This is a genomic window from Exiguobacterium artemiae 255-15 (genome assembly GCF_000019905.1).
GTDB classification, from domain to species: domain Bacteria; phylum Bacillota; class Bacilli; order Exiguobacteriales; family Exiguobacteriaceae; genus Exiguobacterium_A; species Exiguobacterium_A artemiae.
The window spans coordinates 596,368-611,222 of sequence record NC_010556.1 but is presented as its reverse complement, the minus strand read 5'-3'; the positions used below and the strand labels follow the sequence as shown (position 1 = coordinate 611,222).

The 14,855-nt window shown below is 47.1% G+C and carries 14 protein-coding genes and 1 tRNA gene; 4 read left to right on the top strand and 11 right to left on the bottom strand.

The genetic code is table 11. The features are described from left to right. Positions 1-30: 30 nt before the first annotated feature. Both EXIG_RS03135 and EXIG_RS03130 read right to left on the bottom strand, forming a co-directional pair. A complete protein-coding gene (locus tag EXIG_RS03135; protein ID WP_012369482.1) occupies positions 31-450 on the bottom strand; it encodes a hypothetical protein in 420 nt (139 codons plus the stop codon). Beyond that, positions 447-992 (bottom strand): imm11 family protein, encoded by a 546-nt coding sequence (locus EXIG_RS03130; RefSeq protein ID WP_233494594.1) that lies wholly within the window; start codon positions 990-992, stop codon positions 447-449. The genes EXIG_RS03135 and EXIG_RS03130 overlap by 4 nt, the downstream gene beginning before the upstream one ends. 172 nt (positions 993-1,164) lie before the next feature. Between EXIG_RS03130 and EXIG_RS03125 the strand changes: the two genes are divergently transcribed. Both EXIG_RS03125 and EXIG_RS03120 read left to right on the top strand, forming a co-directional pair. After that, positions 1,165-1,238 (top strand) — tRNA-Gly (locus EXIG_RS03125). Positions 1,239-1,408: 170 nt separating this feature from the next. Then, on the top strand, positions 1,409-2,218 hold the full coding sequence (locus EXIG_RS03120) for an MBL fold metallo-hydrolase (protein WP_012369480.1): 810 nt from the start codon (positions 1,409-1,411) through the stop codon (positions 2,216-2,218). Between the two features lie 52 nt (positions 2,219-2,270). Here the strand turns inward: EXIG_RS03120 and argF are convergent, their stop codons facing one another. From argF to argC, 7 genes are read right to left on the bottom strand one after another with little or no spacing between them, the layout of a single operon-like run. Further along, the gene (gene argF, locus EXIG_RS03115; protein WP_012369479.1) at positions 2,271-3,209 is read right to left on the bottom strand and encodes an ornithine carbamoyltransferase; all 939 of its coding nucleotides are present in this window, start codon (positions 3,207-3,209) and stop codon (positions 2,271-2,273) included. Beyond that, positions 3,206-6,238 (bottom strand): carbamoyl-phosphate synthase (glutamine-hydrolyzing) large subunit, encoded by a 3,033-nt coding sequence (gene carB / locus EXIG_RS03110; protein WP_012369478.1) that lies wholly within the window; start codon positions 6,236-6,238, stop codon positions 3,206-3,208. Before carB ends, argF begins: the two co-directional genes overlap by 4 nt. Then, on the bottom strand, positions 6,225-7,280 hold the full coding sequence (locus tag EXIG_RS03105; protein ID WP_012369477.1) for a carbamoyl phosphate synthase small subunit: 1,056 nt from the start codon (positions 7,278-7,280) through the stop codon (positions 6,225-6,227). Before EXIG_RS03105 ends, carB begins: the two co-directional genes overlap by 14 nt. Further along, entirely contained in the window at positions 7,277-8,419 is a 1,143-nt protein-coding gene (gene argD, locus EXIG_RS03100) for an acetylornithine transaminase (protein ID WP_012369476.1), read from the bottom strand. The genes EXIG_RS03105 and argD overlap by 4 nt, the downstream gene beginning before the upstream one ends. After that, a complete protein-coding gene (gene argB / locus EXIG_RS03095) occupies positions 8,385-9,158 on the bottom strand; it encodes an acetylglutamate kinase (RefSeq protein WP_012369475.1) in 774 nt (257 codons plus the stop codon). The genes argD and argB overlap by 35 nt, the downstream gene beginning before the upstream one ends. After that, on the bottom strand, positions 9,155-10,372 hold the full coding sequence (argJ, locus tag EXIG_RS03090) for a bifunctional glutamate N-acetyltransferase/amino-acid acetyltransferase ArgJ (protein WP_041261468.1): 1,218 nt from the start codon (positions 10,370-10,372) through the stop codon (positions 9,155-9,157). Before argJ ends, argB begins: the two co-directional genes overlap by 4 nt. Before the next feature lie 14 nt (positions 10,373-10,386). Beyond that, positions 10,387-11,418: an N-acetyl-gamma-glutamyl-phosphate reductase gene (gene argC, locus EXIG_RS03085; RefSeq protein ID WP_012369473.1), complete on the bottom strand. Its 1,032-nt coding sequence runs from the start codon at positions 11,416-11,418 to the stop codon at positions 10,387-10,389. Between the two features lie 502 nt (positions 11,419-11,920). Between argC and nhaC the strand changes: the two genes are divergently transcribed. Together nhaC and EXIG_RS03075 are read left to right on the top strand one after the other, a co-directional pair. After that, entirely contained in the window at positions 11,921-13,294 is a 1,374-nt protein-coding gene (nhaC, locus tag EXIG_RS03080) for a Na+/H+ antiporter NhaC (RefSeq protein WP_012369471.1), read from the top strand. Between the two features lie 257 nt (positions 13,295-13,551). After that, positions 13,552-13,761: a DUF3006 domain-containing protein gene (locus tag EXIG_RS03075; RefSeq protein WP_012369470.1), complete on the top strand. Its 210-nt coding sequence runs from the start codon at positions 13,552-13,554 to the stop codon at positions 13,759-13,761. Positions 13,762-13,848: 87 nt separating this feature from the next. Here the strand turns inward: EXIG_RS03075 and EXIG_RS03070 are convergent, their stop codons facing one another. Together EXIG_RS03070 and EXIG_RS03065 are read right to left on the bottom strand one after the other, a co-directional pair. Next, complete coding sequence (locus tag EXIG_RS03070) at positions 13,849-14,298, bottom strand: hypothetical protein (protein ID WP_012369469.1); 450 nt, start codon at positions 14,296-14,298, stop codon at positions 13,849-13,851. Positions 14,299-14,302: 4 nt separating this feature from the next. Continuing rightward, positions 14,303-14,848, bottom strand: coding sequence for a TlpA family protein disulfide reductase (locus EXIG_RS03065; protein ID WP_012369468.1), 546 nt, complete (start codon positions 14,846-14,848; stop codon positions 14,303-14,305). Positions 14,849-14,855: the final 7 nt, after the last annotated feature.

Here is a 14,855-nt window from a genome sequence, read left to right as displayed (position 1 = left end):
GCGCTCAATTGAGGGCACCTCGCTTTTGTATTAGTGAATCCAGTTCAATGATAAGATCATCGCTTCAATTTCTTCCAATTCCAGTGACTCGCGATCTGCAGAATACGTTAATAGAACAAGTCGTTCCCCGTCTGAATATGCATAAATCCGGATGAAGACCTCTTCTTCTTTCCCGTCTACAGCAAGAAGTGCTTCTTTGGAAGAATTCCGACGTGCTTCAAGTGGTCCAGTCAGTTCAATACCAAACTCTTCCACCAATAAGTTGATTTCCTGTTCTGCCGCTTCAAAAGGTGTCAGTTCTTCTGTATCCGACTCGTAGATGGATAACTGTAACGTCCCCATCGCATTTTCTTCCGTCGAATAAAAACTAACAAATGTTTCTTCTTCTTGATATTCAAACGTTTTTGGATATTGCAGTGTAATCCAATTATCGACCGTGTACTGTTTCATATAATTTCCTCCATTCGATTTATCTCGTCAAAATGTATGCCTGTCACGGCTAGTTGCTGGAAACACCGTGCTAGCGTATCCGAGAGGAAAATACGTTCCGTACGTTCATCCCGCAAGATGTGGTGGGGACCAAGCGATGTACTGACGATTCGCTCCGTCATGAAGTAGACTTGTTTTTTCCGAAGCGTGCGGAAAATCTCCGTCTTATGTAGATGTTCCACCCGTCTTACCGCTAGAATATTGATGAGATAGTAATTGATGAGTCCCGTTCGTGTCTTCAGCTGGACACGGAGACATTGGACGGAAAACGGTGTCAGCCGCTCCAATATCTGTTTCATCCGTTCAGATACTAATGGGATCTTCAATTCGTTCGGAAGCACGTCCGGTAGCATATCTGCATCCTGTTCGATTGAAAAGGCAAGTAAGCTTGCGTTCAGAAACCACTCTCCTGTCGTGAAGCGATAACGATCGATTTGATGGTGACATGTCGCCATCCATCCTTTTCCCATCAGCTGTTCGCTCCAAACTCGAACTTTGTTCACCAGTCATTCGCTCCTCTTTCCATCTTCAGCCACTCACTCTCGTTACAGGAAGCTTATGTAAACGATTTAGCTCTTATTATTGTACACATAAAATCAAAAGAATTACCTTTTTTCATAAAAGTTATGGAAATAAACGCTTTGCTATGCTACTATATTTCATGTAGCAACTCTTGCGGGTGTAGTTTAGTGGTAAAACCTCAGCCTTCCAAGCTGATGATGAGAGTTCGATTCTCTTCACCCGCTCCAATTTATGACATAACATAGGTCACGACACATAGGTCAATGACTTTTATGCCTTCGAGGGCAGACGGCTTGCAACTTGCAAGTCGTCTTTTTTGTTGTCTCCAGGATAGATTTCCCCTGCTTTCGGGTATAGTTCGATATAAAACGTTACATCCTAAAAGAGGAGGACTCTCATGATTCAAATGAAGATGCCCGGCGTCATGGTGTACCAAAGTACATTAATGAAAACGACCTCGACTTTGATTGAGACTCCCGATTGTCTGATCGTCGTTGATCCGGGTTGGTTACCGGACGAGATCGCAACGATCCGCCGTGATGTGGAAATCATCCGGCACGATCGGCCTCTCTATATCGTGTATACGCATGCTCATTTTGATCATATTCTAGGAGCTTACGCTTTTAAAGATGCAATTGCGATTGCTTCCCGTCGTTTCGTGGATGTCGACCGGACAGCAGCGCTTGAAGAAGTGCAGAACTTTAATGACGAGTACTACATCGAGTCTCCCGTTCTGTTTCCGGATATCACACATGTCATCGAAGAATCCGAAACGACGTTGACGATCGGTAAAACCAAACTGATTTTTTTCCTGACTCCCGGTCATGAATCAACCCATTTGTCTTTTGTCGTCATGCCGCTTCATCTCCTTGTCTGTGGTGACTATGCCTCCGACGTCGAAATTCCGTTGATTGAACATGATTCGAGTGAATACTTAACGACCCTTGAATTACTCGAATCCTTTATTTATGAATATGAGGTAAAGTTACTTATTCCGGGACATGGTCATATTTGTGACGTTCGCACGGAAATGATTGAGCGGCTTCATTTGAGTTACGACTACATCTTGGCCTTACGTGCACACAAAGAGTCGGACTGGTCGCCGTCGTGGCAACGCACGTCCTTCATGGGACGTCTGCACGAAAAAAATAAACGCCAGATTACGAAAGAACAGACCGAGCAACTCGCCCGGCGGCAATACGATTAAAACAAAAAGACAGGCTGTTGTTTCCACAAAGGAACAGAGCCTGTCTTTTCTGTTAATCCATTACTCCAATCAGTTCAATCATTAAAGCTTTTTGCGCATGAAGGCGGTTTTCCGCCTGATCAAATACAAGGGAGTGACTGCCGTCAATGACTTCCGCTGTCACTTCTTCCCCGCGGTGCGCCGGAAGACAATGCAGGAAAATCACATCCGTTGCTGCTGACGACAACAACGTTTGATTCACTTGATAGCCTTCGAATGCCTTGAGACGTGCTTCCGACTCCTCTTCCTGACCCATACTGGCGAATACATCACTGTAAATGACATCAGCACCGGCAACCGCTTGAACAGGATCCGTATATTGTTCAATCTGTCCTCCGGATTGTTGTGCCAGCATCTTCGCCTGGTCAATAATCGTTTGATCCGGTGCATAAGCAGCCGGACTACAAATTCGAACGGTCATTCCACTTAACGCGCCGCCTAAAAGCAACGAGTGCGTCATGTTGTTTCCGTCCCCGATATAAGCCAATATCTTTCCTTTACGTTGACCAAAATGCTCCTCGATCGTCAATAAATCTGCCAAGACCTGACACGGATGATGGAGGTCCGTCAATCCGTTAATGATCGGAATCGTTCCGTGCGCTGCCAACGTCTCGACCGTTTCATGTGCAAACGTCCGGATCATCAAGGCGTCGACATAACGGCTCATGACTTGAATCGTATCGCTGAGGGACTCTCCGCGACCAATCTGCATATCCGATCCGTTTAAGACGACCGGATATCCTCCCAATTCGACGACACCGACCTCAAAAGAAATCCGTGTCCGCGTCGATGCTTTTTCAAACAGCAACGCGACTTTTTTTCCGGCAAGTGTTTGGGCATATGTCGCTGGAGAAGCTTTAACATCTTTCGCCAGTTCCAATAGATCGGTCAGTCCTTCTGCTGTCAGTTCTTCCAGTGTCAGCAAATGCTTTAATCGTTGTGTAGTCGTCATTGGATTCGCTCCTTTTGTGTCGTCCATTCGGATAATGGCTTAACGGTACACATCGGTATCGTTTGGACGGATTCGAAGTATTGGGCAAGATGTTCTTCAGTAATGACAATCGCTCCTTGGGCCAGCGCTTTTTCCCGTTGTTCCCGTTCTGATTCTGATTTCGAGAAGAACACAAGACACGTATCAAACTCGGTATCCGGCTGAACTGCCGCTCCTTCTGACCACGCGTCTGTTCCCGCTCCACAGATTCGAAGCGTTCGCTTGGCCATCGCTGTTTTCGTCGTCTGGTCGAAGACGAACCGTTCTTTGGCAAGTCCCGCTTCCGTCCACTGCAATGTTTCCCCGGTCGAACGCATGACAGGACCTGTCATCGGATCGACACCACGCAGCTTCAGCGTTGAGAATACCGGTGTCTTGACCGCATGGAACGGTAACGTCAACCGGTTTGCCGGCAAGGCTTCAACCTTCATCCCGATGGCGGCTTGAACCGCCCACTCGAGCAACGGTTGTCCCGTCACCTTTGAGACAATCGGCAAGGTACGCGAAGCCCGTGGATTAATTTCGAGAACATAGACGGTTTGATCTTTTACGACGAACTGGATGTTGAAGGCACCTTGGTAATCCAGATGTTGACCGATTGTTTGCGCAATCTGTTCGATTTCATCCTGTAAGCTTGCCAGAGCTGAGACAGGCGGCAAAATCATCGTGGAGTCGCCGGAGTGAACACCGGCGGCTTCGATTTGTTCCATGATGACCGGTACGTAGGTCGTCGTCTTGTCTGAAATACAATCGACTTCGAACTCGTGTCCTTCGATATAGGCATCCACCAAAATCGGAAACACCATTTCCGGCAATAGTTTTTCTAAATCGGTTGCTGTCGTTAACCGGTGCATTCCTTTTCCACCAATGACGTACGATGGACGGATCATCAGCGGATACCCCAGTTCCTTGACGATTGCCGTCAATTCTTCCTCGTTCGACACTTCCTGACCCAGTATACGGTCAATCTGAAGTCGATCCAAGAATTGATAAAAACGATCACGGTCTTCCATTTCGTCAATCGTGTCGGCTGTCGTTCCTAAGAGCTGGTATCCTAACTCTTCGAGTTCTGCAGCAAGCGTAATGGCTGTCTGTCCACCAAACTGGACAAGCACCTGCCGGCATTGTTCTGCTTCCAGTACATGAACAACATCTTCAATCGTCAGCGGTTCAACGTAAAGACGGTCCGCCACTTCAAAGTCGGTCGAGACGGTTTCTGGATTGTTGTTGATCATGATGGTTTCATAACCGGCTTTCTGTAAAGCACGAACAGCATGAACCGAACAATAATCGAATTCAATTCCCTGTCCGATCCGGATCGGTCCGGCGCCGAGAACGGCAACCTTTTTCCGACTGGACGGAGTCACTTCCGTTCGGCCGGACCAACTGCCGTAAAAGTACGGTGTCAGACTTGAAAATTCCGCCCCACACGTATCAATCATTTGAAAACTTGGTTGAATTAAAAAAGTATTCCGTTGCTGTTGCACGACTTCAAGTGGAACGTCGGTAATCTGTGCAATCTGCTGGTCTGTAAATCCGAAACCTTTTGCCTGTTGAAGCGATTCTTTGGATTCCAAATCCAATGATTCCTGCATCAAAATCAATGTCTCGAGCGTCGTGAGGAACAGAGACTGGATCTGCGTTTTTTCAGCCAATTCTTCGTGCGTCGCCGCTTTTCGATCGAGCAATGCCAGCATGGCCAATAACCGGCGATCCGTGATTTGATTGACTTCCTGCCACAAGACCTCCGTATCGGCCTGCTTCATCCAATTCGGATATAACGGCGCTTGTTCGATTCCGGCACCCCGCCATGCTTTTTGCAAGGCTTCCTCGAGTGTCTTGCCCATTGCCATGCTCTCTCCGGTCGCCTTCATCTGTGTACCGAGCGACCGGTCACTTCCCGGGAAAAGATCAAACGGGAAACAGGGCACTTTAGCCGTGACATAATCCAGGACAGGTTCGAAACTGGCCATCGTTTCCTTTGTCACCGGATTGATGCAGTCATCAAGACGCTCACCGAGCGCAAGACGGGTCGCTAATTTTGCAATCGGATATCCCGTCGCCTTGGAGGCTAAAGCAGAAGACCGACTGACGCGGGGATTGACCTCAATGACATAGTAGGTCTGTTCTGTCGGATGGATTGCAAATTGGATATTACAGCCACCGACGACACCGAGCGCAGAAACGATTTCCCGCGATGCCGTCCGTAAGATTTGATTCATTTTATCAGAGATCGACTGGATCGGTGCAAAGACGACCGAATCTCCCGTGTGCACGCCGACCGGGTCGATATTTTCCATATTGCAGACGATGATTGTCGTATCAAAGGCATCCCGCATCACCTCGTACTCGACTTCCTTATAACCAGCAATGCTGGCTTCGACGAGACATTGTGAAATCGGACTGGCCTGAAGTCCATTCGCCGCAAGTTTACGGGCTTCTTCTTTTGTTTGAGCAATCCCGCCACCGGTTCCACCGAGCGTAAACGCCGGACGGACAACAAGCGGGACGCCCGCTTTTTCCATGAACCCTTCCAGTTCCTCCAACGTCTCGATCGTCTGACTGATCGGGAGCGGTTGATCCAGTTCCAGCATCCGCTGTTTAAATCGTTCACGGTCTTCCCCGTCTCGGATCGTTTCAAGGGATGTCCCGAGCAGTTTGACTTGATACTGATCCAGTACTCCTGCTTCTTCGAGCGATAGTGCCAGGTTCAAGGCGGTTTGGCCGCCGACTGTTGCCAGTAAATGGGTCGGGCGTTCACGTTTGATAATGGCCGTCGCTTTTTCAAGCGTCATTGCTTCGATATAGATATGGTCCGCTGTTGAGGGATCCGTCATGATCGTAGCCGGATTCGAATTCATCAACATGACCTCGCATCCCGCTTCCCGAAGTGTCTGACATGCCTGTGTACCCGAGTAATCAAATTCCGCTGCTTGACCAATCACGATTGGGCCTGATCCGATGACCAGGACTTTTTTAACTTCCTGCATATGCTACCTCCTGCTTTAAGATGCCCGCTACGAATTGATCAAATATCACCATCGCTTCCAGTGGACCGGGATGAGCTTCCGGGTGAAACTGAACCGTCAAAATAGGATGCGTCGGATGAAGCAGTCCTTCAATCGAGCCGTCATTGATATGTTCATAAGCGACGTTCAGTTCAGAATTTTGCACGCTGTCCGCTTGAACGACATAACCATGATTTTGTGATGTCATGAAGACACGTCCGGTTTTCAACTGACGGACCGGATGATTTGCCCCACGGTGACCATGGTGTTGCTTTTCGATTCGACATCCGAAGGCCTTGGCAATCAGTTGATGCCCCATGCAGATGCCAAGCGTCGGATAGGCAAGTGCCAGTTTATTGATTTCTGGAATCAAGTGATCGAGTTGGCTCGGATCTCCGGGTCCATTCGAAAAAAGTAACCCGTCAGGCTTTAATTCATCGATGACTGTTTTCGGTGTATCGAACGGCACGACCGTCACTTTCATCTGACGCTCCTGCAAGGCTTCAATCATCGATTTTTTCACCCCGTAATCGAGACACACGATATGTCCGGCCTCGTAATCGGTTGGATAAACCTCCGGCTGTTTGATCGAGACGGTGGCAATCAAGTTCGACTGTTCCTGAACAGATGATGTCCCGCATGTGAGGATACCGATCTGATCCCCCTGATTGCGTAAATGATGGACCAATGCCCGTGTATCGACTTGTGTTAAAACTGGGATATCCGATGCTGCCAACCAATCCGCCAAGTCTGACCGTAATCCGTTGTTCGCTAAGGTCTGAACGACTACACCGGATACTTGAATCTGACGGCTTTCTGAATCCTGTTCTGAAATTCCGTATTGTCCAATGAGCGGGTAGGTAAAAACGATGATTTGTCCCCGGTAGGAAGGATCGGTCAATACTTCTTGATAACCGGTCATTCCCGTGAAAAATACAACTTCTCCTTGAACGGACGAGGAACCAATCAATTCACCTGGATATACATGTCCATCCGCTAATGTTAATGCCCCTGTTCCTTTCACATCATGACCTCCTGTTGACATACTGTTTTGATTTTTCCGACCGCGAGATCAAGCTCCTGTTCCGTGACGCACAATGAAGGTAACAACCGAATGACATTCGGTCCCGCGCTGACGACGAGCATTCCGGCTTGTTGCAACGCTGTAATCAGGGATGAAACCGGTTCATGAAATTCAATTCCGATCATTAGTCCGCGTCCCCGCACATCAACGACCATCGTCTCCGGTAATTGCTTCAGTTGTTGCATCAAATAAAGTCCTTTTTGTTGAACTTGTTTCATTTGTTGCTCGTTTAGCAAGACGTCCAGTGTCGCTTCTGCCGCTGCCATTGCCAACGGATTCCCTCCGAACGTCGATCCGTGGGTACCCGGTGTGAAAACAGCCGTTGCTTCCGGTGTTGTGATGATGGCTCCGACCGGGAATCCGCTTCCGAGACCTTTTGCCACGGTAATGATATCCGGCTTTAGCGGCGTCTGTTCAAAAGCGAAACGGGATCCGGTTCTTCCGATTCCTGTCTGGACTTCATCGATGACTACCTTCACATCATACTGTCGAGCTTTCTCCATCAACGCTTCCAACCAGGCATTTTCCGCTACGATGACACCGCCTTCTCCCTGAATCACTTCAAGCCAAACGGCAGCCGTCTGATTCGTAATCATTTCAAGACTGTCAAAATCGTTAAAGGTCAGATGCTTGAAATCCGGAACCATTTCTCCAAAACCGGCTTTAATCTTGTCTTGACCCGTTGCTCCCATCATGGCAAAGGTTCTTCCATGAAACGACTGACTGAACGTCAGGATTTCTTTTTTCTGTGTCCATTTCCGAATCAGCTTAAATGCCCCTTCATTCGCTTCCGTCCCGCTGTTACAAAAAAACACATGGCTCAAATGACTGTTTTCCGTCAACATCGCGGCAACACGTTCCTGTTTACTGCTCATGAATAAATTAGACGTATGCCATAATTTTTGAAGTTGTTCTTGTAACGCCTGTTCCACATGCGGGTGTCGATGACCGGTGTTGCAGACGGCAATTCCCATCACGAAATCCAGATAGTTTTTGCCTGCTTTGTCTTGTACGAACGATCCGTTCCCTGCGACCAATTCAATGTCATGACGTAAATACGTCGGTAGTAAAGCGCTCATTGGTTTCCTCCTTGATCCGTGTCCCTTGGCTCGTCACGTCGTGTCCGGAACGAATCTTGACCTGATGTATCCCTTGTCGGACCGCTTCGATGACGGCTTCGACTTTCGGAATCATTCCTCCGTTGATTTCCGTTGATTCGATTCCCTCCTCCAGTTCCGCGACCGTCACCTCTGACTGGAAGGTGCCATTCAGCCGGACACCAGATACATCCGTCAGTAGTTCGAATTCATCGACAGCGAGTCCTTTCGCTACAGCAATCGCACAGGTGTCCCCATTACAATTCAACGTCCCTTCCGTCCCTGTAATCAGGGAGGTGACGACAGGAAGGAATCCCGATGCCATCAATGTCGTAAATAACTTCGGATTAATCTGTGTCACTTCTCCGACTGCTCCGAACGCCGGTTGCTGCTCCCCCCGAATACTGGCTCCGTCAATTCCCGTCAAGCCGATTGCCGGCAGCCCGTTTTCATTCAGTTCATAGACGATTTTTGATTGCACTTCTCCTCCAAGCACCCGTTCCGCTCCCAGCAGAACCTGCTCTGTCGTCACCCGGATCCCATTGTTGAATTCCGCTTTAATATTCATGTCCCGGCAATAAGCCGATAAAGCCGGTCCACCACCGTGGAGGATGATCAATTCATTTTTCTCGGCAAGCCACTGACCCCATTCTTCGTAATAACGCGGGTCCAGCTGTTCGAAGACACTTCCGCCCAGTTTGATCAATTTACGTTTCGTCATGTCCGGTAACTCGCATTGATTTTGATATAGTCATACGTCAAGTCACAACCGAAAGCATGACCGCTGGCAGGTCCTTGATTTAAATTCACTTCGATTTCCACAACATCTTGCGCCAGTTCACGGGAAGCCAACGATTCGTCGAATAAAATCGGCATGCTGTGACGCAGAACCCACTGGGAACCGATCCGGATATCAATTTGTCCGACATCAATCGGTTCATCGATACTGCCGACCGCTGCGATGATCCGGCCCCAGTTCGCATCTTCACCGAAAATCGCTGTTTTCACGAGGGAAGACCCTACAATCTGTTTGGCAATTTTCCGGGCAGTCCATTCGTTCGCCGTACCATGGACGTTGACTTCAATCAGCTTCGTCGCCCCTTCTCCGTCACGTGCAATTTGTTTCGCTAAATCTTGACATACTTCCTCGACCGCTTGTTGGAACTGCTCGATTTCGTCCGTCTCCGGTTGAAGCGGCTGTGTTTGTGCGGCTCCACTTGCAAGAATCATCACCATGTCATTCGTCGAACTGTCACCGTCGACGGTGATACAGTTAAACGTCCGGTTGACCGCAGACTTCAAGATGTCCTGTAGTAACGGTGAAGGAATTGAGGCATCCGTCGTTAAAAAACCAAGCATCGTCGCCATATTCGGATGAATCATACCCGAACCTTTGGCCACTCCGCAGACCGAAACCAACTCGCCGTCTAACCAGATTTGACGTCCGGCCGTCTTCGTACCGGTATCGGTCGTTAAAATAGCCAGGGCAAAATCATCGGCTTGTTCTTCACCTTCATCCGGCTGTAGCTGTTCAATTCCTTGAAGTAACGTATCGATTGCGAGCGGCTGTCCAATGATGCCGGTCGAAGCGATGACGACATGTTCCTGTGCCAATTGAAACTGATCGGCAATGGCTTGTTGGGAAGCATAGGCATGTTCGAGTCCGAGCTGACCTGTACAGGCATTGGCATTCCCGCTGTTGACTAAAACGGCATGGACTTTTCCACCCGATTTCGATATCGCCTCTTTCGTTACAGTAATCGGTGCAGCCTGGACCTGATTGGTCGTGTAGACAGCTGCCGCATCGGCACCCGCTTCACATAATAAAAGAGCTAAATCTTTCCGTTTGCGTCTGAGCCCGACATGAACTCCCGTCGCCTTGAATCCTTTTGGTGTCGTCACGGTCAATGGTGATGTCAGTTGTATATTTAACATATTCATGGTCCCCTCTATATAAAGAATGGCTGTTGTGTCAGACCTAGTGTTTCTGGATATCCGCCAATGACATTGGCATTTTGAATCGCTTGTCCTGCTGCGCCTTTTTGCATGTTATCCAGCACGGATACGACCGTCAGTCTTCCCGTACGTGTATCCAGATAGACCGAAATGTCACAATAGTTGCTTCCGGCTGCCGATTTGATTTCTGGATCCGTTTGTCCGACACGGATAAAGGATTCCTGCTTATATTTTTCAATGAACCATGTCCGCCACTCGGCTTCCGTTTTTTCAACGAGGGGCTGCAACGTCATCGTCGCCATGATGCCACGGTTGAGTGGCACGAGATACGTCGCAAGTGACACGGTGATCTGTTGTCCGGTGATGTCTTCAGCAATCGATTCGATTTCCGGAATATGTTGATGTTGGTTCATTTTGTACAATCGGACATTTTCGCTTGATCGAACGTGGTGTGTTTGTTCCGTCAATGTTTTTCCTGCTCCCGACAAGCCGGAGCTCGCATGAATGATGATTTGCGACGGATCAATCACCCGCTCTTCTAATAACGGTAATAACCCGAGTAAGACAGCCGTAGCATAACAACCCGGATTGGCAATTAAACGACTGTCCTTGATTTGCTCCCGCTTCCATTCCGTCAGTCCGTAGGTTGCTTTTTTTTGGAGAACCGTATCGACGCTTTCATGGGGATACCATTTTTCATACAATGATTTTTCAAGACGCAAGTCTCCGCTCAAATCGATGACCGTTCCTTTCCAGTCATCCAGCTGTTTCAGATATTTCGTGGAAATTCCGCTCGGCGTCGCTAAAAATAAAAGATCTGTTTCCACCGCTTCAATTTGTTCCAGTGAAAATGCTGTCAGTACAGGAAATTGTTTATTATTCATGAAACTGTATAAATCATTCATTTCCTGATTGGTTTGCGAATCGCTGATCAATGAGACGATTTCCAAATGAGGATGTAATTCAATCAGGCGTATCAGCTCAATCGCAGCATATCCGGTCGCACCTACAATCGTACATTTCATCGTCGAAACCCCTTTGCCCTTAAATGATAACTCGATTTAAACATATGTATTTTTATACTGTCAAATGAATTTTTATTTATTTTAAACATAGAAAAAAGGCTTTGATCAATGACATCTCAATAGATGTGACTGATTAAAGCCTTTTTTTATCCGAAATGAAATTATCTTTTTTCCGCCCGTTGAGCAACCATGTGATCAATCCCGTAAACGCTGGCTCCCATTAATGCAATGACCACGACAAAAATTGCAGTAAACATATGTATCTCCTCCTGTTCACAAAATCGCCATCTCTTATTTCCTATTGTGCAAGATTTCTGCCGAAAAAGAAAGCGTTTACGACAAATTTTCGTCACATTTTCTATTTATCCTGTCATTTAGAACGGAATCCAGATAGTTGACGAATGAATTCATATCCTTTAACATAACAACTGTTCTTCATTTTACTTTCGTACGTAAAAGCAAACAAGCATAAACGCAACATAGAATTTAAGGAGGTGGAAGCATGCGTATGTCTTTTCGTGAATCCGCAGCTGTCCTAGGAATTAGTATCATTATCTTATTATCCGTTATATTCGGTGCTAAAGCCGAACCGCATCTCGCTATCTTATCCAGTTTGATTTTTGTCGTCGCCTATGCCGCTGTCCGCGGCTTCCGTTATGAACAACTGGAACAACATATGATTAACGGAATTCGTGAAGCCATCAAACCGATCTTAATCATGTTGCTTGTCGGTATGACGATTGCCGTCTGGATGATGAGCGGAGCTGTTCCGACACTCCTACACTACGGACTGGAAACACTTTCTGCAACATGGTTCGCACCAAGTGCTTTAATCATTACGATGATTGTTTCGACGTTTACCGGGAGTTCCTTTACAACAATCGGAACGGTCGGTGTTGCTTTGATGGGAATCGCAGTCGCACTTGGTGTTAATCCGGCCCTTGCCGCCGGTGCCATCATCAGCGGTGCCTGTTTCGGAGATAAGATGTCCCCTTTATCCGATACAACAAATTTTGCACCTGGAATCATCAATGTCTCGGTCTTTGATCATATTCGTTTTATGATGGGCACAACAATTCCTGCCATTACAATCACGTTCATTCTGTTCTTTATCTTCGGACGGGGAGACGGTTCGATTGATTCACAAACTATCGGCTCCACCCAACAGGAATTGACGCGTCTGTTTAATCTCTCACCATGGACACTGCTGTCACCGTTACTCGTAATGATTCTTGCATTACGTAAAACACCCGTCGTTCCGACTCTGATTGTCGGCGTCCTGAGCGGTCTCCTGTTGACTGGATTAACACAAGGCAACTGGAACATCGGACAATGGATGAGCGTCATCCAAAACGGATTAAAGATTGAAACAGCCAATGACACGGTTGCAAGTATCGTCAGCAAAGGTGGTCTCCAGTCGATGATGTGGTCCGTTTCACTTGTCATGCTTGCCCTAGCTTTCGGTGGTGTCCTTCGTGGAATTGGCGTCATCGATGTCATTATCGAAAACACGGTTTCAAAATTAAAACGGGACGGCAGCATCATCTCATCGGCTGCACTCGCTTCAATCGGCGTCAACTTCATGGCCGGTGAACAATACTTGTCTATCCTGTTACCCGGTCAAGCGTTTAAACAGATCTTTAAAGACCGTTCGATTGATCCGCGTTTTCTCTCACGGGCTCTCGAAGACGGTGGAACTCTTGTGAATCCGTTGATTCCTTGGGGTGTATCCGGTGCGTTCTTCGCCTCGACACTCGGTGTCCCAGTTACTGCGTATGTTCCATTCGCCTTTTTCTTGTTACTGTCGCCTTTCTTCACTTTCGTTTTTGCCTTTACCCGCCCTACAAAACAAGCTGCAAAAGATTTGGCAGCTTAATCGACGGATTTCCTGAAGCAGAACTGAACAATCAGTTCTGTTTTTTTCTTGAAGATTACTTGAAAATATATTTCTTTTCACTTTGTTTAACAAATATTGTACAGAATTCAGCAATTACAAATAAACATGTGTAAATTCAAAAGGAAATGGGAATATACCAAACATAAGATTAAAAAATTACAGCGAATTATAAAAAGAGAAACTTGCACCTGATCCTAAGGATGCGTTCGATGTAATTTTGTAGGAGGAGTTCGATTATGATCAAACGTGGCACACTGGAACGGCTTGATGGCAAATATGCTGTTCTTCTCTGGGAGAATGGTTCAAGTTTCATCCCACGCCGCTATTTGCCTACTGAAGCAAGGCTTGGTGATACAATATTATTCGACGGATCTAATTATTCAATTGATGCAACTAACTCTACCCAGTCTTCCTTTCAAACGTTTTCGTTTCGGCAAATGGGTTGACACTTAAAAAGCCATCTGACCGCTTAAAATGACTAGCAGACACGTTGTCTCGAATAGTCGTTTCTTGCGACAGATGGCTTTTGTCTGTTAACGAATCTGGAGCGTCTGTTCAGCGCAGCTTGGACAGGGCGTTTGGGTGAGCTCATCCAAAGAAAGTCGAACCAAAACAGAATTATCTTGTTCACAGCGATGGACCGGTTCAATGATTGCCCCTTTCAAAAACAAGGCGCACCAAAACCGGGTGGAGATTTGCTGACAGGTCGGACACTGAAAGACATCATATTGATGCGGTACCCATCCGTCTTCAATCTCCTCAATATGGGCATGGTACGTCCGAATCAACTCGGCCCGTATCCGGTCATCAATTTTTTGGCGACTGACGAGCGGCTCTTGATACGGTGGAACAAATAAAAAAGGCAATGCTGATGCGTAACTTTCCATCCCATACGTCAACACCGACGGAAATCCTTTCCACTCTTCCTGCTGACCGATTTCAATGATTTGACGATACGTACATACCGCACAATATAATTCCATCCGGTTATCCTCCGATCTTCCGCACCATCTCTTTCAACATCTCTTGCGTAACGGGTCCGACATGTTTTCCGACAATCGTCCCTGTTTGATCAATAATGTAAGTCGCCGGCATCGCCACTAACTGATACGTTTTTTCCGATTGTCCTTTCGTATCATAAAGTACCGAGTACGTAATCGGTGTTTTTTTCAAAAACTGTTTTACATCACTCAACCGTCTTTCCGCAGTCGTCACGTTGATACCGTACACCGGGATTGATGTCGATTTGGCAAAGGCATTTAATTCCGGTATTTCCTGCTGACAAGGGGGGCACCAGGTTGCCCAAAAATTAATGACGATGAGCTGATCCGTTAAATCAGACAAATGAATCATTCGACCGTCTTGTTCTATTTCGAGGTCAGGCGCTTTCATTCCTGTTTCAAGTCCACCCTCTGCTTGTTGTTTTGCTTTCATTTGTTGTTGGTCCTGTTTCGTCTGATAGGCGCTGTAACTTGTATAGGCAATTCCCGAAATGATGATTGCTGCCATCAGATACACTACATATTTTTTCACTGATCTC

Excerpts from the sequence above, each read along its gene's own strand:
- EXIG_RS03135 (WP_012369482.1), bottom strand. The coding sequence starts at position 450 with ATGAAACAGTACACGGTCGATAATTGGATTACACTGCAATATCCAAAA.
- EXIG_RS03120 (WP_012369480.1), top strand. The coding sequence starts at position 1,409 with ATGATTCAAATGAAGATGCCCGGCGTCATGGTGTACCAAAGTACATTA.
- argF (WP_012369479.1), bottom strand. The coding sequence starts at position 3,209 with ATGACGACTACACAACGATTAAAGCATTTGCTGACACTGGAAGAACTG.
- carB (WP_012369478.1), bottom strand. The coding sequence starts at position 6,238 with ATGCAGGAAGTTAAAAAAGTCCTGGTCATCGGATCAGGCCCAATCGTG.
- argD (WP_012369476.1), bottom strand. The coding sequence starts at position 8,419 with ATGAGCGCTTTACTACCGACGTATTTACGTCATGACATTGAATTGGTC.
- argB (WP_012369475.1), bottom strand. The coding sequence starts at position 9,158 with ATGACGAAACGTAAATTGATCAAACTGGGCGGAAGTGTCTTCGAACAG.
- argJ (WP_041261468.1), bottom strand. The coding sequence starts at position 10,372 with ATGTTAAATATACAACTGACATCACCATTGACCGTGACGACACCAAAA.
- argC (WP_012369473.1), bottom strand. The coding sequence starts at position 11,418 with ATGAAATGTACGATTGTAGGTGCGACCGGATATGCTGCGATTGAGCTG.
- nhaC (WP_012369471.1), top strand. The coding sequence starts at position 11,921 with ATGCGTATGTCTTTTCGTGAATCCGCAGCTGTCCTAGGAATTAGTATC.
- EXIG_RS03075 (WP_012369470.1), top strand. The coding sequence starts at position 13,552 with ATGATCAAACGTGGCACACTGGAACGGCTTGATGGCAAATATGCTGTT.
- EXIG_RS03070 (WP_012369469.1), bottom strand. The coding sequence starts at position 14,298 with ATGGAATTATATTGTGCGGTATGTACGTATCGTCAAATCATTGAAATC.